Annotated in this window: 17 protein-coding genes; 6 read left to right on the top strand and 11 right to left on the bottom strand. The window is 43.8% G+C overall.

The features are described 5' to 3' along the window. Nucleotides 1-53: 53 nt before the first annotated feature. The 3 genes from JQM82_RS03665 (at nt 54) to proC (ending at nt 2,956) form a co-directional block, all read left to right on the top strand. Nucleotides 54-755: an L-2-amino-thiazoline-4-carboxylic acid hydrolase gene (locus tag JQM82_RS03665; protein WP_235248672.1), complete on the top strand. Its 702-nt coding sequence runs from the start codon at nt 54-56 to the stop codon at nt 753-755. 50 nt (nt 756-805) lie between these two features. Then, on the top strand, nt 806-2,083 hold the full coding sequence (locus JQM82_RS03660; protein WP_235248670.1) for an amidohydrolase: 1,278 nt from the start codon (nt 806-808) through the stop codon (nt 2,081-2,083). A gap of 75 nt (nt 2,084-2,158) precedes the next feature. Next, nucleotides 2,159-2,956, top strand: coding sequence for a pyrroline-5-carboxylate reductase (gene proC / locus JQM82_RS03655; protein ID WP_235248669.1), 798 nt, complete (start codon nt 2,159-2,161; stop codon nt 2,954-2,956). 124 nt (nt 2,957-3,080) lie between these two features. On the opposite strand, the gene JQM82_RS03650 is transcribed toward proC, so the two are convergent. The 9 genes from JQM82_RS03650 to JQM82_RS03610 all read right to left on the bottom strand — a co-directional run bounded on the left by JQM82_RS03650 (nt 3,081) and on the right by JQM82_RS03610 (nt 11,797). Then, nucleotides 3,081-3,698 carry a V-type ATP synthase subunit D gene (locus JQM82_RS03650; protein ID WP_235248668.1) on the bottom strand — a complete coding sequence of 206 codons (618 nt, stop codon included), beginning with the start codon at nt 3,696-3,698 and terminating at the stop codon, nt 3,081-3,083. 202 nt (nt 3,699-3,900) lie between these two features. Next, nucleotides 3,901-5,283, bottom strand: coding sequence for a V-type ATP synthase subunit B (locus tag JQM82_RS03645; RefSeq protein ID WP_235248667.1), 1,383 nt, complete (start codon nt 5,281-5,283; stop codon nt 3,901-3,903). Nucleotides 5,284-5,298: 15 nt separating this feature from the next. Then, on the bottom strand, nt 5,299-7,071 hold the full coding sequence (locus tag JQM82_RS03640) for a V-type ATP synthase subunit A (protein ID WP_235248666.1): 1,773 nt from the start codon (nt 7,069-7,071) through the stop codon (nt 5,299-5,301). Then, a complete protein-coding gene (locus JQM82_RS03635; RefSeq protein ID WP_235248665.1) occupies nt 7,064-7,651 on the bottom strand; it encodes a V-type ATP synthase subunit E in 588 nt (195 codons plus the stop codon). The genes JQM82_RS03640 and JQM82_RS03635 overlap by 8 nt, the downstream gene beginning before the upstream one ends. A gap of 73 nt (nt 7,652-7,724) precedes the next feature. Further along, entirely contained in the window at nt 7,725-8,033 is a 309-nt protein-coding gene (locus JQM82_RS03630) for a V-type ATP synthase subunit F (RefSeq protein WP_235248664.1), read from the bottom strand. A gap of 1 nt (nt 8,034) precedes the next feature. Then, nucleotides 8,035-8,466, bottom strand: a complete 432-nt coding sequence (locus JQM82_RS03625; RefSeq protein WP_235248663.1) for an ATP synthase subunit C — start codon at nt 8,464-8,466, stop codon at nt 8,035-8,037. Between the two features lie 28 nt (nt 8,467-8,494). Beyond that, nucleotides 8,495-10,435, bottom strand: a complete 1,941-nt coding sequence (locus JQM82_RS03620) for a V-type ATP synthase subunit I (RefSeq protein ID WP_235248662.1) — start codon at nt 10,433-10,435, stop codon at nt 8,495-8,497. Beyond that, nucleotides 10,432-11,481 carry a V0D/AC39 family V-type ATPase subunit gene (locus JQM82_RS03615; protein WP_235248661.1) on the bottom strand — a complete coding sequence of 350 codons (1,050 nt, stop codon included), beginning with the start codon at nt 11,479-11,481 and terminating at the stop codon, nt 10,432-10,434. Before JQM82_RS03615 ends, JQM82_RS03620 begins: the two co-directional genes overlap by 4 nt. 4 nt (nt 11,482-11,485) lie before the next feature. Then, on the bottom strand, nt 11,486-11,797 hold the full coding sequence (locus tag JQM82_RS03610) for a hypothetical protein (RefSeq protein WP_235248660.1): 312 nt from the start codon (nt 11,795-11,797) through the stop codon (nt 11,486-11,488). A 211-nt stretch (nt 11,798-12,008) separates the two neighbouring features. On the opposite strand from JQM82_RS03610, the gene trmB reads away from it, so the two are divergent. The 3 genes from trmB to JQM82_RS03595 all read left to right on the top strand — a co-directional run bounded on the left by trmB (nt 12,009) and on the right by JQM82_RS03595 (nt 14,501). After that, nucleotides 12,009-12,662 carry a tRNA (guanosine(46)-N7)-methyltransferase TrmB gene (gene trmB / locus JQM82_RS03605; protein WP_235248659.1) on the top strand — a complete coding sequence of 218 codons (654 nt, stop codon included), beginning with the start codon at nt 12,009-12,011 and terminating at the stop codon, nt 12,660-12,662. A gap of 200 nt (nt 12,663-12,862) precedes the next feature. After that, complete coding sequence (locus tag JQM82_RS03600) at nt 12,863-13,186, top strand: thioredoxin family protein (protein WP_235248657.1); 324 nt, start codon at nt 12,863-12,865, stop codon at nt 13,184-13,186. A gap of 79 nt (nt 13,187-13,265) precedes the next feature. Then, a complete protein-coding gene (locus tag JQM82_RS03595; RefSeq protein WP_235248655.1) occupies nt 13,266-14,501 on the top strand; it encodes a DUF1002 domain-containing protein in 1,236 nt (411 codons plus the stop codon). Between the two features lie 78 nt (nt 14,502-14,579). Here the strand turns inward: JQM82_RS03595 and glgB are convergent, their stop codons facing one another. Both glgB and JQM82_RS03585 read right to left on the bottom strand, forming a co-directional pair. Beyond that, entirely contained in the window at nt 14,580-16,505 is a 1,926-nt protein-coding gene (glgB, locus tag JQM82_RS03590; protein ID WP_235248654.1) for a 1,4-alpha-glucan branching protein GlgB, read from the bottom strand. Between the two features lie 110 nt (nt 16,506-16,615). After that, nucleotides 16,616-19,585, bottom strand: a complete 2,970-nt coding sequence (locus JQM82_RS03585; RefSeq protein WP_235248694.1) for a hypothetical protein — start codon at nt 19,583-19,585, stop codon at nt 16,616-16,618. Nucleotides 19,586-19,682: the final 97 nt, after the last annotated feature.

The raw sequence follows: 19,682 nt of genomic DNA, 5'->3' as shown, positions 1-19,682 counted from the left end.
GTAGTATAATCAGTTTAACTTTATTGCGTTACACTAAGAGAGGAGGGTTTCATATGACTCATGAACCTGTTATCTGTAAAATAGAACATCACGCCATGATGTTTGCATTTCTTGCAAAACATGCAATCGAAGAGTGCGGAGAAAAAGGAAAGGATGCCATACTTGCAGGCATGACCACTTACGGAAATGAACGTGGTGCCAGAATGGCTGCAAATGCTCTGGCACACGGAGATGAACTGAATACGATGACCAATCAGGCCTATGGCGAATGGAAGCCGGACTATGACGGACAAATGGAATTCGGCATGTTGAGAACCGAACCCACTCTGCAGACCTATATTTCCAGATGCGCCTGGTGTGAAGCCTGGAAGAAGCATGATATTACCGACTATGGAAAATACTACTGCGTAAATGTTGACAACGCAGTATATCAGGGATTTCGAAAGGATTTCGTCTGTACTCCGACATCCACCTCATTAAGCTGGGGCGGAGAACGCTGCGAATTTGACTGGGGACACCCTCTGTCTTCTGAAGAAGTGGATGCTCTCGCTGCCAAGAAAAAAGAGCTTGGAACTTCCTGCATGAAAGATTTCAACTATCACACTGCACATTTGAAACACACCATCTGCAAGACATTACTGGACTCCTTTGGTCAGAAAGGTCAGGAGATCATAGATCTTGCTCTCACCGATTACGTTCACACATTTGGCCGGGAGTATCTGGATGTTCTTGACGGTGTGTATCCTGCGGATTAGACAGTATATTTAAAGTTATTTACAGATTACTTCAGGAGGTACTTCGTACTGTGAACACGAATAACGATGACAAAAACATAATTGCCGGATGGCTCGATGCACATCAGCCTGAACTGATTGATGTTGCAGATTACATATATGCTCACCCGGAACTTGCTTATAAAGAAACACTTTCTTCCAGATGTCTTGCCGATTATCTGGAGCATCAGGGCTTCCGGATCACCTGGAAAACCGCCGGTATTGATACTGCATTTACCGCGGAGTGGGGAAACAAAAAGCCTGTACTTGGATTTCTTGCCGAATACGACGCACTTGCTAATCTCGGACATGCCTGTGGACATAATCTACTTGGAACTGCCGTTGCTGCTGCTGCCTGTGCGTTAAAAGAAGATATGACAGCAAATAATACACCGGGAACCATACGTGTCTATGGCTGCCCTGCGGAGGAGATCATGTCCGGAAAGATCGTAATGAATAACCAAGGTGTATTTGATGACCTGGACGTCGCTGTCACCTGGCATCCGTTCGACCGAAACCGTATCAGCAATGATATCTGGCAGTCGCAGGATATCAAAAATTATCGTTTTCGCGGAGTCAGCGCACATGCATCCAAAGCACCGGAAAATGGTCGAAGTGCACTGGACGCTGCAGAACTCATGAACATCGGAGTCAATTATCTGCGTGAACATGTCCCTTCCGATGTGCGGATGCACTACGCGTACATTGATAACGGTCAGCCGGCTAACGTCGTTCCCGACTTCGCCATGACCAACTACTTTATCCGTTCCAGTCTTCGCGCCCGTACAGAAGATGCGAGCCGGCGCGTTGATAACTGCGCAAAAGGAGCTGCACTTATGACTGATACCTCTGTAGACATCGAATTAGTCAAAAGCTGCAAAGAGATGAAAGTCAATCGCGTACTCACTGAACTCTATTACGATGCCATGACCCGTATTCCGACTCCGGAATATACTGTGGAAGAACTGGACTTCGCAGCAAAGATCACGGAAGAAGCCGGATTGCAGAATAATGGGCACTATTTCGAAGGACTGGAACCGTTGGAAGCCGAACCTGTTCCCATCTCCATCGGCACCGACGCATCCGAGGTCAGTCACACCGTTCCACTTATTACACTCAGTGCTGCCACCATGTGCAAAGGTACTCCGCTGCATCACTGGGCAGCTGCGAAACAGGCAGGCATGAGCATTGGTCAGAAGGGTATGATGTATGTAGCAAGATGCATGGCAGAAGGAACAAAATTATTACTTGAGACACCCGGAAGCATAGAAAAAGCCTGGGCATTTCATAAAGGGACAGGGCATTTTTAATTTGGGACGGAGGATTTTTTAATATTCCCCGTCCCCACCACTTATCCACATTATCCACAAAGGAGGTTCATAACTATGGTTACAAAAAAAATTGGTATTATCGGCTGCGGCAATATGGGGGGTGCGATTCTTTACGGAGCACTGGAAAGCGGCGTTCTCCCGAAAGAAAACGCTTATGTTTATGACATCAATCCTGCAATGATGGAAAAAGCAAAAGGATGGGGTGTCAATCTTGCAACAGACGATGAAGATCTCTGCAAAAAAAGTGATATTATTCTTCTCGCTGTAAAACCGCAAAATGCCGCGGAAGCTCTTTCTCAGTGTAAAAAGGCATTAGATGATAAAGCAATGATGTCTATTGTTGCAGGAATTACTGTAGAACGTCTCCGGAACATGATTGATGGTACACCAAGAATTCTTCGAATTCTCCCTAATACTCCGGCTATGGTCTTTGAAGGTGCATTTGCCCTCTGCTCTGATAACGATCTGAGCGAGGATGAATTAGAAACATCCAAAGCAATCTGCAGTGCGATTGGTATCATAGAAATGGTCCCTGAACATCTGATTGACGCTGCATGCGGTTTAAGCGGAGGTGGTCCGGCTTATGTTGCAATGTTCATTGAAGCTATGGCTGACGGCGGCGTAAAGCAAGGACTCCCCAGAGCTACTGCATACCGCCTGGCTGCTCAGACCTGTCTTGGAACTGCAAAAATGATTCTGGAAAAGGGAATACACCCGGGAGAATTAAAAGATATGGTAACCTCTCCTGGTGGAACAACCATCGAAGGATGCGAAGCATTGGAAAAAGGTGGCATGAGAGGTACCGTTATCGAATGCATTAATGTAGCAACAGAAAAATCACGTCAGCTTTAACATATAATCTGACAAAAAGGAGTTATCCACATATTTTCGTGGATAACTCCTTTTTTTACGGGGATAAGTCATTAAACATGGGGACGGAGGATTTTTAAAAATCCTCCGTCCCCATGTAACTTTTTTATTTCCCCTGCATTTTTTTTATGACTTTCAACCGAGTGAATTCTTCTCTTTCTTTTTCTTCCAATGCATTATTAATGGTATACACCAAATTGGTATACATTGGGATGGTAATATTTTTCAACGCATTTGCTCTCTTCTGTGTCTTCTTTATATTAGTTGCGAGCCGATATGCACTGTTTTCTACTTCTGCCAGTTTGATGGTCAGATCTTTTACTTCTCGAAATGCTTCCCGAACAATATCAATTGACTCATGCGTTGTGCTGAATGAATATGTCAGATCGTTCTGTCTGGCATCATATTTTATATGAGGAATCTCTGTTCCCATAATACTTCTGGTCTGAATACGAATAGACTCCTCTATCGGAACGGTAAATGCAAGTTCCTGCACCTTACTGATACCGTGTTCTATATTCGCGCGCTGCAGACACGCATAGGCTCTGGTAAATGTCGCATCAATCTCTTCCTGTATATCTTTCGCCTCATCAATCAGGCTCATCAGCTCTTTTAACAGGATATTTCTCTTTTTGTCCATCAGGTCAAATCCCTGATGTGCCAGTGCAAGAGAATTTTTTGCAAGCATCAAATTACCTTTTGTGGGAAATTCTCTGGGATCCATAAGATGCCTTCCTTTCTATACTTTTCCATTATTTGCTACTTTGCTGACTTTCCAAAGCTTCCATCCGTCTGCTTCGAAGCAGTCCGAACCTCGACCAGTCTGCGACTGAGACCTCGCGCCTTCCGCCGCTCAGTCACGTCGCTCCCAGCCATAATGCTCCCGCCAGAAGTATGCAAGCATCCTTCTACCATTCGCATTATGTCTAGTCTGCTTCACGTGGATAGTATTGTTCTATCAGTTTTGTATCGATTCGGTCTAATTCTTCTCTTGGGAGTAACCGCAGTAATTCCCATCCAAGATCCAGTGTCTCCTGTATGGTTCTGTTTTCTGCCGGTCCCTGTCCGATATAGCGCTTCTCAAATTCCTCACCGAACTTCAGATATTGCTTATCAATCTTCGACAATTCATCCTCACCAATAACGGAAGCCAGATTTCTTGCCTCACCCACTTTTGCATAGGATGAAAACAGCTGGTTCGCCAGTGCCTGATGATCTTCTCGTGTATAACCTTTTCCGATACCATCCTTCATCAGTCGTGACAGTGACGGCAGGATGCTGATCGGCGGATAGATACTCTGTCCATGCAGATTACGCTCCAATACGATCTGTCCTTCCGTAATGTATCCTGTCAGGTCAGGAATCGGATGTGTAATATCATCATTCGGCATCGTAAGGATCGGAAGTTGCGTCACAGAACCATTGGCTCCCTCTACGATGCCTGCACGTTCATAGATCGTTGCCAATTCACTGTACAGATATCCCGGATATCCTTTTCTTGACGGAATCTCTCCTCTGGAAGATGAGACTTCTCGCATCGCCTCCGCAAAAGAAGTCATATCAGTCAGAATCACCAGGATATGCATATTACACTCAAATGCCAGATATTCCGCCACCGTCAGCGCTACCTTCGGTGTAATCAGTCGTTCCACCACCGGATCATTGGCAAGATTCAGGAACATACACACATGATCGGATACACCGCTTTCTTCAAATGTCTTCCGAAAGAATTCTGCCACGTCATGCTTTACGCCCATCGCACCAAATACAATCGCGAATTCTTCATCCGAATTATCTCCAAGAGATGCCTGCTTTACAATCTGTGCCGCAAGCTGGTCATGCGGAAGTCCGTTTCCTGAAAAAATCGGGAGCTTCTGTCCGCGGATCAGTGTAGTAAGCCCATCAATCGCAGAGATTCCGGTACGAATATAGTTTCTCGGATACTCCCGGCGCACCGGATTGAGCGGCAAGCCGTTTACATCCCGCTTATCATTCGAACGAATAGGGCCCAGCCCATCAATCGGCTGTCCAATTCCGTTAAATGTCCTGCCCAGCATATCTGCGGATACTTTTACTTCCATTGGATGCCCAGTCAGCTTTGTATGCGTATTTCCAAGAGACATATTCTCCGTCCCCTCAAACACCTGTATCAATGCCTTATCTTCATCTACCTCTACAATACGCCCCAGCTTTCTGGTTCTGCCGTCCACCACAAATTCTACGATCTCGTCAAAGAAAGCATCCTGTACTCCTTCCAGTACGACGAGAGGTCCATTGATATTACTTAATCCAAGATATTCTATTGCCATCTCTTACTTCCCCCTCTATGCATTCTTTTCCATAACTCTGTGATAAAACTCATCAATCTCAACCTTGTACATATCCAGAAGCTGCAGATTATCATTTGGAACATCATATTTGATCGCAATCACTTTTTCAAATATTCCTTCTGCCTTCAGCACAGACATCGGCATTCCCATTGCAACCAGCTTGCGGCAGGTTTTATAAAGATACAGGATCACATCCATCATCTTAAACTGTTTTTCCAGCGACACACAGGTATCATCCTTATGAAATGCATTCTGCTGCAAAAATCCCAGACGAATCACCCTTGCAATTTCCAGAATCAGTTTCTGGTCATCCGGAAGCACATCTCCTCCGATCAGTTTTACGATCTCCATCAAACTATTTTCCTGATTCAGCAGTGTCATCATACGATTCCGGTAGTCCAGGAATTTCGGAGACACATGATCAGAATACCATCCGCTCAGGTCATTCAGATACTCACTGTAACTGGTCATCCAGTGAATTGCCGGGAAATGTCTTGCATATGCCAGAGATTTGTCCAATCCCCAGAAGCAGCGCACAAAACGTTTTGTATTCTGCGTAACCGGTTCAGAAAAATCACCGCCCTGCGGGGAAACAGCTCCGATGATCGATACGGATCCCGTCATCCCGTTCAGTGTCTGCATCATACCGGCCCTTTCATAGAATGCAGACAATCTGGATGCCAGATATGCCGGGAATCCCTCTTCCGCAGGCATCTCTTCCAGACGTCCGGACAATTCACGGAGTGCCTCTGCCCACCGGGATGTAGAATCCGCCATAATCGCCACATCATATCCCATATCACGATAATATTCCGCCAGAGTCAGTCCTGTATAAATGGATGCTTCACGTGCTGCCACAGGCATATTGGAAGTATTGGCGATCAATGTGGTTCTGTCCATCAACGGATTGCCTGACTTTGGATCCACCAGCTCAGAAAATTCTTCCAGTACCTGCGTCATCTCATTTCCACGTTCGCCACATCCGATATAGATAATAATGTCAGCATCAGACCACTTTGCGATCTGGTGCTGAGTCATCGTTTTACCAGTACCAAATCCTCCCGGAATTGCAGCTGTTCCTCCCTTTGCAATCGGAAACATGGTATCCAGAATACGCTGTCCGGTTACCAGCGGAACACTTGCCGGAAATCTCTTGCTTACCGGTCTTGGTACGCGGATCGGCCACTTCTGTGTCATCGTAAGTTCCCGGATATTTCCGTCCATAAGCTCCACTTTAACCAGAACATCCTGTATCGTATACTTTCCATCCGGAACAACCGACACTATCCGTCCTTCCACATCCGGAGGAACCATACATTTATGCACGATTGCGCGCGTCTCCGGAACTTCTGCAATCACTGTTCCTCCGTGAACCAGGTCTCCTTCCTCTACCGTAATATGTGTATCCCACAGTCTTACGGTATCCAGCGAATCTACACTGACTCCGCGGGAAATAAATGCCCCGCCTTTTTCTGCAATCCGCTCAAGCGGCCGCTCAATTCCATCAAAGATATTATCCAGGATACCGGGAGCCAGTGTTACAGACACAGCAGAGTCTGTTCCCTCTACCCTCTCTCCCGGCTTTAATCCGGATGTCTCTTCATATACCTGTATTGTCGTACGATCCTTATCAAGGGAAATGACTTCTCCTACCAGTTTTTCATTCCCGACATAGACCATCTCTGACATTTTAAAGTCATGCTTTCCTTTCAGATAGATAACAGGACCATTGATACCGTAGATCTTTCCAGTCACCCGATTACTCATCTCCTGCACCTCCTCTGAACATAAAGTTATGGTACTCATTTTCCAGCGCACCCTTGTATGCGTGATCAATCAGGATATTTCTTCCATGAATCACAGCTCTTACACCGCCGATAAAATCTTCCTTGCTGACTGTAAGCGTCATTCCTGTATGTTCTTCCAGATATTCTTTTTTATCTGCATCAGACGGGTTGATATAGATCGTCATAGCTTCCCCGTTCGCATATTTTACAGATTTTTCAATATATTGTACCAGCATACGTTTATAGTCTTCTGTCTGCATATATTCCTGCAGTTTTTCTTTTACTTCCACAAACAATTCTTTTTTCAGTGCTTTCCGCGTTTTGCTGAGATCACGTTTAAGTTCCAGCTGAGCCTTGGACATTACCATATTCAGCTGCTGCTTTGCATTGATTCCCTCTGCCTTCACTCTGGTCTCAGACTGTCGGATTGCCTCCGCACGGTGCTGCTCAAATATATTCTCCAGCACGTTCTCATGCTGTTTCATAATACGGTTTCCTTCTGCCCGTGCTTCCTCCATCGCAGCTTCCTGTAGATGTGATATCTTTTCTTCTATTGTCAAGTATGTCACCCTCTTCCTGATTATTAGACTGACAGAATCCGGAATTCCTGATCCCTCTCTTTTCCTGCCGCACTTACAGTTTCAGCCCAATTGCCTCATTTACATACGACGTGATAAAATCCTTCTTACGCCCGGTTCCATGCCTGTCCGGAATCTCAATCAGCAGCGGCATATCTCGCTCCAGCTTAATTTCATCAATCAGATCCGGAAATTCTCTTCCGAATTTTTCTGTAAGAAGAATAATTCCGATTGTTGAATCTTCCATAGCTGTCTCGATTGCTTTACGCAGTTCCTCTCTTTCATGGACCACGATACCATCTACTCCCGCCAGCCGCATGCCTGTCAGCGTATCGATATTATCACTGATCAGATACATCTTCATCTTACAACTTACCCAAGATCATGAAGGAGATGATCAGTCCATACAGACATACACCTTCCGCAAGTCCTACGAAGATCAGAGATTTACCAAGTGCGCTGGAATCTTCACTGATTGCACCAAGTGCTGCACTTGCCGCACTTGCAACGGCAATTCCGCCGCCGACGCAGGAAAGTCCTGTAGAAAGAGCTGCCGCAAGATAGCCAAATCCTGTTGCATTCGCTGCTGCATCTGCTGCACCTGCTGCCTGTACCGGATCTGCACCGAACAGCATGATGCCGGCAACGAGACATGCTCCGAAGAAGAAAAAGACATTCGTACCTACAGCTCTCTTATAGCGTTTCTTCGTCTTCTGCCCAATCAGGAAATAACCAAATGGAATGATGATGCTGAGCATCAGGGTTACAATAAGTAATAATTTTACGGTAGTGTTCATAATTCATATCCTCCTTATAATAGGGTCTTTATTGTTCTTTTCTGTTAAATGGCTTGAATTCTCTTCCTGTTCCCCGGTAAAAACGACTGAACATCTCATAATACTCCAGACGAAGCACCTGAATTCCCACGACCAGGCCCTCCAGACCGGATACCAGAATATTCCCCAGTACAAACACGATCCAGTTCGTACTTCCTTCTGTTGCACCGGACAGCATCAGCACAACTTCCATCATCGCCGCATGGCTGACCGCAAATGCACCGATTCGCACATATGAAATCGTATTGGAAAAATAACTCAGTATCGTTTCGAACAGTTCAAAGAATGCCTGCACGAAGAACATCACTTTTCCCTCTTTCATCTTCCTATGTCTCTTTTCAACCAGATTTCCCAGCGGTTCTTTGAACACAAAAAATAAAATCGGCACGCCCAGGAACACCGCCATCAGCGCGTTTCCGGGAACTTTATGGCCGGTCATATAAAGAACAATTGTCAATACAAGAAATCCATAAAAGACCAGACCTGCCAGTCCATTATGTGAGAAAAACAGATTTTCAAGGTCATGCTTTTTCATCGCGTTAATCACATTGAAGATCATAACCAGAATATTCAATGCCATACCAAATGCAATCGCAACAACAAACACCGTATTCAGCTGCCCGATAAACGGCAGATTCGTCATTGCCTCTACCGGCCGCAACCATCTCGCTTCCAAAATATTTTCAAATCCAAATACGCTTCCGTACATGAAACCAAAAAACGTTGAGAACAGACCCGCGATCGATATGATTCCCGCCAGATTGATCTTTTTGATCAAATACAAAAGTCCTCCAAACACGAACAGACACAATCCCTGTCCGACATCACCGAACATCGCACCAAAGATAAATGTATACGTCAATGCAACAAACATCGTCGGATCCATCTCATCTGATGCCGGAAGTCCGTACATCCGGATAAACATTTCAAACGGCTTAAAAAACTTTGGATTCTTGAGCTTAGTCGGCGGTTCGCCAAAGAACTTCTCCCGATCCTCTTCCACTACAACAAATACCCGGTTATCATGTTCGATCTCTTTCATAAATTTCTTTACATCATCTTCTCCCATCCAGCCACAGAGAATATAATATTCTTCCTTCTCCTCGTCTTCTCCCTGATCAATTCTGGCAGCAAGCTTTCGAACATCAAAGTTATTCGACATGGATTCCAGCTTTTTCTGCGCACCAACCAGCTGCGGAGCATGACTCTGCATCAGCTTCTCTATCGTCTGATCCAGTTCTTTTATCTCTTCCTGCACATCATTAATCTTGTTTTGCAGTTCTTCACATGCCTGCTCCGGAGTTCCGATATATGCTGACGGTATAGCAATCTTCTCAAAATGAAGAGAATTGAACACCGTATCCACCTTACTGGCATCCACATTTGCCACAAAGTAACATCCGTAAACATAATTTTCATTCCTGGTACTCTGTACGAAAATTGCATTCAGATCATCAAACAGATACTTTTCCAGTCGTTTATAATAATCAACACCTATCCGCCCAAAACGAACCCTCATGTATTTATACCGCAGGGACTTGTGCATATCCAGCTCCAGCGTTCGAAACGGTTCCAGTACACTCAGTCGCTCTCTCAGGTCGTCTGCCTGCTTCTTTAATAACTCTTTCTTTTCCAGCATATTTACATAATCATGATTAATATCCCGGATCATATCCAGCATCTCTTCTTTCGACATAGATGTATCAATCTTACAATTGTCGTCTCCGAGAAGGGATGCAAACTGTTCAGCCTTTGCAAGCGGCTCCTTATATGGATTCACCTCTACAAATGGCTGCAGATTGTCTGTCGTCTTAAGCTCGGCAATCGCATTTTCCAACTGCATCTCATATTTGGACAAATACTGATCACACACACGGTCAATATCATTTTTCGGACCGCTGATGCTTAAAAACTTCATCTTTACAATCATTGAACCACACCTCCTAAGTATCCTAACGTCTCACCCTTCGACAAACCGTAGCGGATACATTCAAGGGCCGTTGTTAGTTTATATATTTCTTCTTCCTTCTGAAACAGATACGTATTAATCGTTGCGATCGAATAAGGCTCTTTGCGTCTGTCTGCAATATATAATTTTTCCAGATAATCCTTATACATCTGCTCCAGCGTCTTGCTGACATCCTGATAATGGAATTTTTTCGCATAATACGTCTTTTCCAGTTCCCGCTCAAACTGCTCCAGATTCGGAGTTTCCACCAACTGCTTAAACTCCTCCGTTTTGATCCGGTAATGAATCGGTATTGTCATGGAGTAAATATCCGGCGGAAGCATATGATAGTACTTCTTTGCCCGGTAAATCCACTGAACATTCAAAAGATCCACCTTCGATCCGATATCTCTGATATATAGCTTCAATTCGTTTTTCTTCAACAGGTTCTTGCTTTTTTTCCACGTCGAAGAAAAATAATACAAATCCAGTGCCAGATCATAATCAAATAACGTTGCCGCTCCGGATTCCCGCAATCTGTGCAGAGGCTCATAATATTCGGTGTCCTTCAAATTATCCACAAGATCTTCAATATTCTTGGATGTAATCAACCGGTCAATCGATATCTGAGAATATCTGTCAAAAAATTCCTTCTTATAGTCAAGATCGAATGGCTTTTCATAATGATTAAATACAATACGAAGGCAGTAATTAATCAGATCCACTTCATAACGCTTCCAGTATAATTTAAGGAATTTCTTCTGTTCCATTCCCGCAAATCGGAAAATTCTGGAATAATCATCAAAAAGCGACTGGTACAATACTTTTTCCACATGCCTTCTGTGATACAATGAGATATCCATTCTATTAATATATTCTGCATACGCCGGTTTTGCTTTCAGATATTCAATTGCCTCCGGCACACTTCCAAGCCCCGCTATATAATCAAAATCCTGACTGGTAAGAAGCTTCGCGGACATTGCCCGAACTTTCGTCGCAATTCCACTGTACGCCATCACATTTCCCATGTTTTTACACCTCTATGATACGTCTGATAATTTCCTGAACATATACATCGTGATTTTCTTCAAATTCTTTTTTCAGATTCTCGATCGTATCCTGATTCTTCTCCTTCTGCTCTTTCAGAATCTTGTCTACTCTCTGCTCTGACTCTTCCCGTATCTTATCCACCCTGGCCTGTGTCTTTGCCTCAAGATCCTGATCAAACCTGTCTCGTTTTACCTGAATCTTTTTTTCAATCTCTTTCTTTTGCTCCTGCGCATGATCCACAATCGCTTCCGCTGTAGATTCAATATCTGCCAGTCTTTCAATCACAGAATTCATAAGCCGCCTCCTGCTCAACTTATTGTCAGGTCATAACCCTAACATTTTACCCATGATATTATAATACTCTTATTTTTTCAAAATTCCATAGTTAATTTTACTAAAAACACATATGACAATTTTCAACAATCCCGGAAACGGTTGACTTTTCCTCCATCAGGATATACACTGAAAAAAGCATGCAAAGCTTGAAAACAGGGAGGTTCCGTTTATGCGCCTTAGAAATATACCTCGTGCTGAAAGTGTTTTAAACGAGTGTAAAGAAGTTGTTAAAGATGAAAAAAGCCACAAAGGAGTCTGGCATAACGTTTTTCAGAATACCCATCCGATTCACATTGAAATCGGCATGGGAAAAGGTCAGTTCCTTTTAACCCTTGCTTCCAGGAATCCACAGATCAACTACATAGGAATCGAACGTTATTCGAGCGTTCTGCTTCGTGCCGTTGAAAAGTTTCAGGCCATGGAAAACACGCCATCCAACATCCGCTTCATCTGCATGGATGCACACGAGATTGCAGAAGTATTTTCCCCCGGAGAGGTATCACGCATTTATCTGAACTTTTCTGATCCATGGCCCAAGGCCAGACACGCAAGACGCCGTCTCACCTCTGAAGAATTTTTCTCTCTGTATGACAAAGTTCTGACCCCGGACGGCACCGTAGAGTTCAAGACTGACAATCGCCAGCTTTTTGACTTTTCTGTCGAACAGCTTACCCCATCTCGAATGTTTTGCATTTCTGAGATTACTTATGATCTGCATCACGATGATATAATGAATCCCGGAAATATCATGACCGAATATGAAGAGAAATTCTCTTCCCTGGGAAATCCTATCTTCAAACTGGTTGCAGTCAGACGATCTTAACATATATTAATATAGAAAACTCTACGTCTGGAAGTACCCTTATGAACCTGAAAACCAGAAAATGTCTCCACCAAAAGCTATGTAAATTCTCTTATCGCAGGAAATGTCAGAACGCTCGATGTTCCTGCCTGCGTAAATCTCTGGATGAAGTCCTGCGGTTTCTTAATCCAGGATGTCAATAAAGAAAGGATGAATGACTCATGTTACATTTAACAGCCAGAAATTTTGAAACAGAAGTGAAAAAAAGCTCTCTGCCGACAGTGGTCATATTCTATGCTATCTGGTGCGGAAAATGCGCCATGATGAAACCTGTTATGGAACACCTGGAAGAAAAGTATCGGGGCGTAATCAAATTCTGTGAAGTTGAAATTGAAGAATCAGCTGTCCTTGCAGCAGAATACGAAGCTGATATCATCCCCACCTTCGTATTTTTTCATAACCGCGAATTGCTCGCCGTTATGAGGGGAGTCATAGACGAAGAACAATTTGAGAGACGCCTACAGAAAATCTTTAGAAATAGTTAAGGCATATTTTCTTTGCAAATATACCCGTATATGCTATATTAAGGTAGTATCCAGGAAAAATATTGAACGAAAAGGAGGCATGGTGATTACACCACGCATTATGAAAAAGTTTAAAAAAGTATTGCCGGTTATGATGGCAGCTGTACTTACATTCGGAAGTATTCCTATGACAGTCTGTGCAGACAGCTCAAAAGTCGTAACTCTCGGCGCCGATTTAACAGAAGAACAAAAGACTTCTATGTATGAATATTTCGGAACTTCAGCAGACGAAGTAGCAACTATAGAAGTTACCAACGCAGACGAACGTAAATACATGGAGGGTATCGCTTCCGAAGCACAGATCGGAACCCGCACTTACAGCTGCTCATATGTAGAACCTACCAGCAGCGGCGGTGTACAGGTAAAAGTGGCAAATCTCACTTACGTAACGAGTGCCATGATCTCCAGTACACTTCTGACCTCCGGTGTAGAAAACTGTAATGTTGTTGCAGCTTCCCCGATCGAAGTATCCGGAACCGGAGCTCTGACAGGAATCATGATGGCTTATGAAGCCGCCAGCGGCGAAACACTGGATGAGGGGCAGAAAGAAGCTGCTACTCAGGAACTGGTTACGACCGGAGAACTTGCAGATGCAATTGGCAGCGAACAGGCAACAGATCTTATGAGCAAGGTCAAAGAAGAAGTAATAGAAGATAATATCAATAGTCCGGAGGAGATTCAGGATGTTGTTCAGGATGCTGCTGATTCTTACAACATCACACTCACCGAAGATCAGATGAACAAGATTGTCTCGCTGATGGAATCTATCTCTCAGTATGATTATGATGTAAAAGCATTAAAAAATACACTGGATAATCTCAGTGGCAAAGACAAAGGCTTTTTCTCCAATCTCTGGTCATCCATTAAGGGAATCTTCACAGGCGGTGACAGCGATGGAGGCATCATCAGCCAGACAAAAGATGATCTGCTCGGTGATAATGCTGTGATAGACAGTACATTAGATGCTGTTCAGAGTGCTGCCGACGGCAACGATGACGGTGGCTTTTGGAGCAAAATTATCAATTTCTTCAAAGATCTTTTCGGCGGCAACGATGATGCTGATGACAGCGAAGACACTTCTGAAGATGATGCAGCCGCAACAGAAGGCATTGACGAATCAGACACGGTTGACTCCGATGCCTCTCAGGACATTGACGGAGCTGACGATACCGACACCACTGATGCAGACACCGATGGTTCAGATGACTCTTCTCAGGAAGACTCCGGACTGGTAATCGACAATGACTCTGCCGATTCCGACGATACAGCGAATTAAATTACATTAAAAATGGACTGCCGCTATATGACAGTCCATTTTTTATCAGCATTCACATCAAACACTTCTATTATAATATTAGAATTCGAATACAGCAACTCCATACGGCGGCAGCTTATATGCAAAAGAATATGGCCTTCCGTCGCATTCCTTCTTTTCTGCTTTATATACAACCGGTCTTTCTTCTCCGGTTCCTCCGTATTTCACATCGTCACTGTTCAAGATTAATTTATACTGTTTCTTTCTTGGTACACCTACACGGTAATCATCTCTTGCTACCGGCGTAAAGTTGCACACAAACAGCAGATTTCGTTTGCTATCTTTTGAATGTCTCACAAAGCTGTATATACTTCTGAATATATCATCCGCATTGATCCATTCAAATCCTTCCCAGCTCTGATCCATCTCATACAGCGCTTTATTTCTCTTATACAAATGCAGCAGATCTCTCACCCAGTTCTGGATCTGAATATGTGGATCTTCTTTCAAAAGATACCAGTCGAGCTCTCTTTCCTCACTCCACTCACGAAGCTGTGCAAACTCCTGCCCCATAAAGAGAAGCTTCTTACCAGAATGTCCCATCATAAATGCATATCCAGCCTTCAGGTTGGCAAACTTATCAAATCCCAGTCCCGGCATCTTGTTCAGCATTGAACACTTCAGGTGAACGACCTCATCGTGAGACAATACCAGAATATAATTCTCGCTGTATGCATAGCTCATAGCGAACGTCATCATGTAATGGTTGTCTTTTCGGAAATACGGATCGAGCTTCATATATTCTGTAAAATCATGCATCCATCCCATATTCCATTTCAGACTGAATCCCAGACCTCCATCTTCAACCTTACCGGTAACCTGTGGCCATGCAGTAGATTCTTCCGCAATCATAAGTGTTCCAGGATTACGTCCCAGTACAACAGAATTCAGGTGTTTAAAGAAGTCAATTGCTTCCAGGTTCTTATTTTCCCCATACTTATTCGCAACCCATTCTCCGTCTTTCTTTCCATAATCCAAATAAAGAATTGAAGCAACAGCGTCTACCCGGAGTCCGTCGACATGGAACTGCTCGATCCAATATAACGCATTGGAGATCAGGAAGTTCCGCACTTCATTCTTGCCAAAGTCAAAGATCTTGGTTCCCCAGTCAGGATGCTCTCCTTTTCTCGGATCCGCATACTCATAAGTCGGTGTTCCGTCAAAATTAGCCAGCCCATGGGAATCCCTCGGAAAATGCGCCGGTACCCAGTCCAGAATAACACCAATTTTATTCCGGTGGAAATAATTAACCATCCAGGCGAAATCTTCCGGCGTTCCGTATCTGGATGTCGGTGCAAAATATCCGGTCACCTGATATCCCCAGGATCCATCAAATGGATGCTCTGCAATCCCCATCAGCTCCACATGCGTATATCCCATATTCTTTATGTATTTCGTGACTTCTTTTGCGAATTCCCGATAGTTGTAAAATCCCGGATCTTCCGTTTCCGGATCTTCTGTTCTCGGATGTCTTCTCCATGATCCGATATGTACCTCATACACAGACATTGGGGATTTGGTGTAATCCCATTCCGCTCTTTTCTTCAGCCACTCTGCATCCGTCCACTTCAGATCTGTAATATCTACAATTCTGGATGCCGTTCCCGGACGAAATTCCGCATAATTCGCATACGGGTCTGCCTTAAAAACGTATTCTCCGCTATACGTTTCGATGCAATACTTATACAGGTCAAGCTCTTTTACCCCAGGAATAAAGCAGGTATATATTCCCAGCGGTTCTTCTCGTTTCATCGGATTCGCTTCCCTGTCCCAGTTATTAAAATTTCCCACTACAGATACAGAACGTGCGTGCGGCGCCCATACAGCAAAATATACACCTGTTTTTTTGCCTTTTTTTGCCAGATGTGCGCCCATCTTTTTGTAGATCTCATAATGAGTGCCTTGTCCTAAAAGATAATGGTCTAACTCTCCGATCTCATACGGTTTTATCTTTTTTTCAGCCATTTTCACCCCTCGCATTTCTTTTTCATAATATATTTGTATTATACTTTAGTGTCTAACAAAATAAAAGGGTTTTGACAAATATTACTTGTCAAAACCCTTTTGAAATTTTCTTATATCTTGAAATCTTCTTCTTTCAAGATAATTCTGTCGGACTCATCCGTACTCTTGCCAAACACTCTTCTTGCCAGATGTTTTACATTTGCCTTCTGTGAATGAGCAATCGCCTCATCCATAATTTCCTTTACTTCTGCAACAGACACTGCGTGGTCTTCACGCTGCATCACATCAATACGGCTGTAGAGTGCAAGAATTCCCATCTCATCCAGCTTATATCCATTTTCTTTTGCATATGTCTGTCCGAAAGTAACAAGTTCATCATTGATGAATACCGGAAGTTCCAGTTTGGAAGTAAACTTCTTCTTAAATTCCGGATTAGCAGTCAGAAGACGCTCCAGTGGTTTTCTCTGATCTTCCAGAACCACCAGAAGTTCTCCGGTTTTCTTTTCCATCAGATAATTCAGTTCCTTAATTGTTCTGGAATTTAATTTTCCTGCTTTTTCAATAATAATTGCTCCGCCCCGAAGCTTCTGAATAATGTTGGTAAGCTCCTTTTTGTTCAGAGATTCACCGGTCACAATTGCAACCTTCCCCTGCTTTAAGTTTCTCTGTTTCTGAATTGCCTTAACGATATCAACAGCAAGTACCGTCTTACCAGAGCCCTTACGTCCAATTACCAGAAGATTTCCCGTTTTGGAAGTACCTTCACGCTGTGCTCTTCTGTCATTATCAAGTACTTCCACGATCTGTTCACTCATTCCTCTCACCGGAACAAAATAAGAAAATAGTTTCTTTTGTTCTTCTGTAAGTCCCGCCTTCAATCCGATCTCACTGGTAGCACTTAAGTCATATCGACCGGTTACAACAAATCCTGTATCAAACGGAACTCCGCCCTTTGATTTCTTGATTCTTGCCTGAATCTCTTCTTCAGAAGGCTCTTCTATTTCCAGTTCTTCCTCCGGCGATGCTGCCTCAAAATTCTCTTCCTCTTCGAAGTCCTCTTCTTCAAAGTCCTCTTCTTCGAGGTCTTCCTCTTCGAAGTCTTCCTCTTCGAAGTCTTCTTCTTCAAAGTCTTCTTCTTCGAAGTCTTCTTCTTCGAAATCTTCTTCTTCGAAATCCTCTTCTTCGAAATCTTCTTCTTCAAAGTCCTCTTCTTCAAAGTCTTCCTCTTCAAAATCCTCTTCTCCGAAGTCTTCCTCTCCAAAGTCCTCAGCCTCGTCGTAATCTTCGCTTTCGACATAAGCATCTTCTTCAAAGAAATCATTATCGCCAAAGTCAATATCTGCGAGTTCCGCTTCTATTCCTTCCAGATTATCATCTCTCAGTTCATCCATGCTATCTTCTGTAAATGTATCTTCATACTCTTCCTCAGGATCATCTTCTTCCATTTCTTCCATAAGTTTTATAATGTCATCTGGAATTCTCTGTGTTTTTGTCGGCGTCGGGCTTTTTTCTTCTGCCGCCTTTCTTGCAGCCTCTTCTTCTGCTGCCTTTCTTGCAGCCTCTTCTTCTGCCGCTTTTCTTGCAGCCTCTTCTTCTGCTGCCTTTCTTGCAGCCTCTTCTTCTGCCGCTTTCCTTGCAGCCTCTTCTTCTGCTGCCTTTCTTGCAGCTTCCTCTGCGGCCTTTCTCGCAGCCTCTTCTTCTGCCGCTTTTCTTGCAGCCTCTTCTTCTGCTGCCTTTCTTGCAGCCTCTTCTTCTGCTGCCTTTCTTGCCGCCTCTTCTTCTGCCGCCTTTCTTGCAGCCTCTTCTTCTGCCGCCTTTCTTGCAGCTTCCTCTGCGGCCTTTCTCGCTGCTTCCTCTGCGGCCTTTCTCGCAGCTTCCTCTTCTGCGGCTTTCCTTGCAGCTTCCTCTGCGGCCCTTCTCGCTGCTTCCGCTTCAGCCGCTCTTCTCTCTACTTCCCGGCGCTCTTCTTCCTTACGAAGCCGTGCTTCTTCTTTTTCGCGACGGAGCCGCTCCATATCTTTTTCTTTCTGTTTTTCTATCGCTTCTGCGTTTACCTTCTGTTTTTCTTCCCATTGCTGAAGAATATCATCGATACGCATCTGACCATCCAACAGAAGTTCATCTTCCTTCTCCTTCATAGCCTTCTCTTCAATATTAATGCCGCTTGCAAGCTTAACTCCATTTGCAAGAGCTTCCTCCAGAGTAGCACCCTTTACAATCTGTGTAATTGAAGAATATGGTTTTTCATCTTCCGGAAACTCTCCAATTTCCCCCTCTTCTTCCTGCTCTCTTTCCCAGGCCTCCTGTTCGCGCAGAATATCTTCCGCTCCGGCCTTTATCGGCTGAACCGGTTCCTCATTTTTATCCTCTTCTTCCTGATCCTCTTCCGGTACCTCTGCTGTCTCATTCTCTTCTCCGGAAAGTTCTTCTTCCTGATCCTCTTCTGCTTCCTCTTCCATTTCCTCTTCCAGTTCCGGCTCTACCTCTTTATTTCTTCTGATCGCTCCCGGACGACTGTCATACTTCTCCTGCTGTAACGGAGTCAGCGGTTTATACTTCATCTTCAACTCCATCGCCAGATATACATACTTTCCTTCACTGAACCAGAGAATCAGATCATCACACTCTTCCAGACATTCTGCTGTCATTCCGGCTTCATGATATAACTTAGCAAGTTCATACGCCCATTTTTCTATATATTCTGATTTCTTAAAATCTTCCATTGCCGCAATCTGTTCCGTCAACGGAGCCCCTTGCGCTCTTAAGATCTTATATTTTAAAATATACTGGTTCGGATCCTTCGGCGCAATTTTTACAAATTCTTCATAGCAGTCCGTAGCTTCACTGATATCATTAAGCTTCAATGCGAGAATTCCCAGGCGATAAACAATCTTACGGCTTCCCGGCGAACGATCAAACGCGATAAAAAGAACATCCCTGCTTTTCTGAAGCTCCCCATTATATTCATAGATTTCACTGACTGTATTCAGCATGGATACATTTTTGACCCTTCTCCAGTCTATTGTATCCGCGATATCCATTGCTTTTTTATATTCCTTCTTCTCCAAATGTTCCAACATTTGCTCTGTTTTTACCCGATATTCATATTTATCCAAATTTCTCACCTCAATAATATATTTAAACTAACCTGTGAACTTACATTTTTACGTATATAAG

It is taken from the genome of Faecalicatena contorta, assembly GCF_021531995.1.
Lineage (GTDB): Bacteria > Bacillota > Clostridia > Lachnospirales > Lachnospiraceae > Dorea_A > Dorea_A contorta_A.
The sequence above is the reverse complement of the archived record's forward strand: the minus strand, read 5'-3'. Positions and strand labels throughout refer to the sequence as shown.

Coding starts and splice junctions, on each gene's coding strand:
- JQM82_RS03665 (WP_235248672.1), top strand. CDS start 54: ATGACTCATGAACCTGTTATCTGTAAAATAGAACATCACGCCATGATG.
- proC (WP_235248669.1), top strand. CDS start 2,159: ATGGTTACAAAAAAAATTGGTATTATCGGCTGCGGCAATATGGGGGGT.
- JQM82_RS03650 (WP_235248668.1), bottom strand. CDS start 3,698: ATGGATCCCAGAGAATTTCCCACAAAAGGTAATTTGATGCTTGCAAAA.
- JQM82_RS03645 (WP_235248667.1), bottom strand. CDS start 5,283: ATGGCAATAGAATATCTTGGATTAAGTAATATCAATGGACCTCTCGTC.
- JQM82_RS03640 (WP_235248666.1), bottom strand. CDS start 7,071: ATGAGTAATCGGGTGACTGGAAAGATCTACGGTATCAATGGTCCTGTT.
- JQM82_RS03630 (WP_235248664.1), bottom strand. CDS start 8,033: ATGAAGATGTATCTGATCAGTGATAATATCGATACGCTGACAGGCATG.
- JQM82_RS03625 (WP_235248663.1), bottom strand. CDS start 8,466: ATGAACACTACCGTAAAATTATTACTTATTGTAACCCTGATGCTCAGC.
- JQM82_RS03620 (WP_235248662.1), bottom strand. CDS start 10,435: ATGATTGTAAAGATGAAGTTTTTAAGCATCAGCGGTCCGAAAAATGAT.
- JQM82_RS03615 (WP_235248661.1), bottom strand. CDS start 11,481: ATGGGAAATGTGATGGCGTACAGTGGAATTGCGACGAAAGTTCGGGCA.
- JQM82_RS03610 (WP_235248660.1), bottom strand. CDS start 11,797: ATGAATTCTGTGATTGAAAGACTGGCAGATATTGAATCTACAGCGGAA.
- trmB (WP_235248659.1), top strand. CDS start 12,009: ATGCGCCTTAGAAATATACCTCGTGCTGAAAGTGTTTTAAACGAGTGT.
- JQM82_RS03600 (WP_235248657.1), top strand. CDS start 12,863: ATGTTACATTTAACAGCCAGAAATTTTGAAACAGAAGTGAAAAAAAGC.
- JQM82_RS03595 (WP_235248655.1), top strand. CDS start 13,266: ATGGTGATTACACCACGCATTATGAAAAAGTTTAAAAAAGTATTGCCG.
- glgB (WP_235248654.1), bottom strand. CDS start 16,505: ATGGCTGAAAAAAAGATAAAACCGTATGAGATCGGAGAGTTAGACCAT.
- JQM82_RS03585 (WP_235248694.1), bottom strand. CDS start 19,585: ATGTTGGAACATTTGGAGAAGAAGGAATATAAAAAAGCAATGGATATC.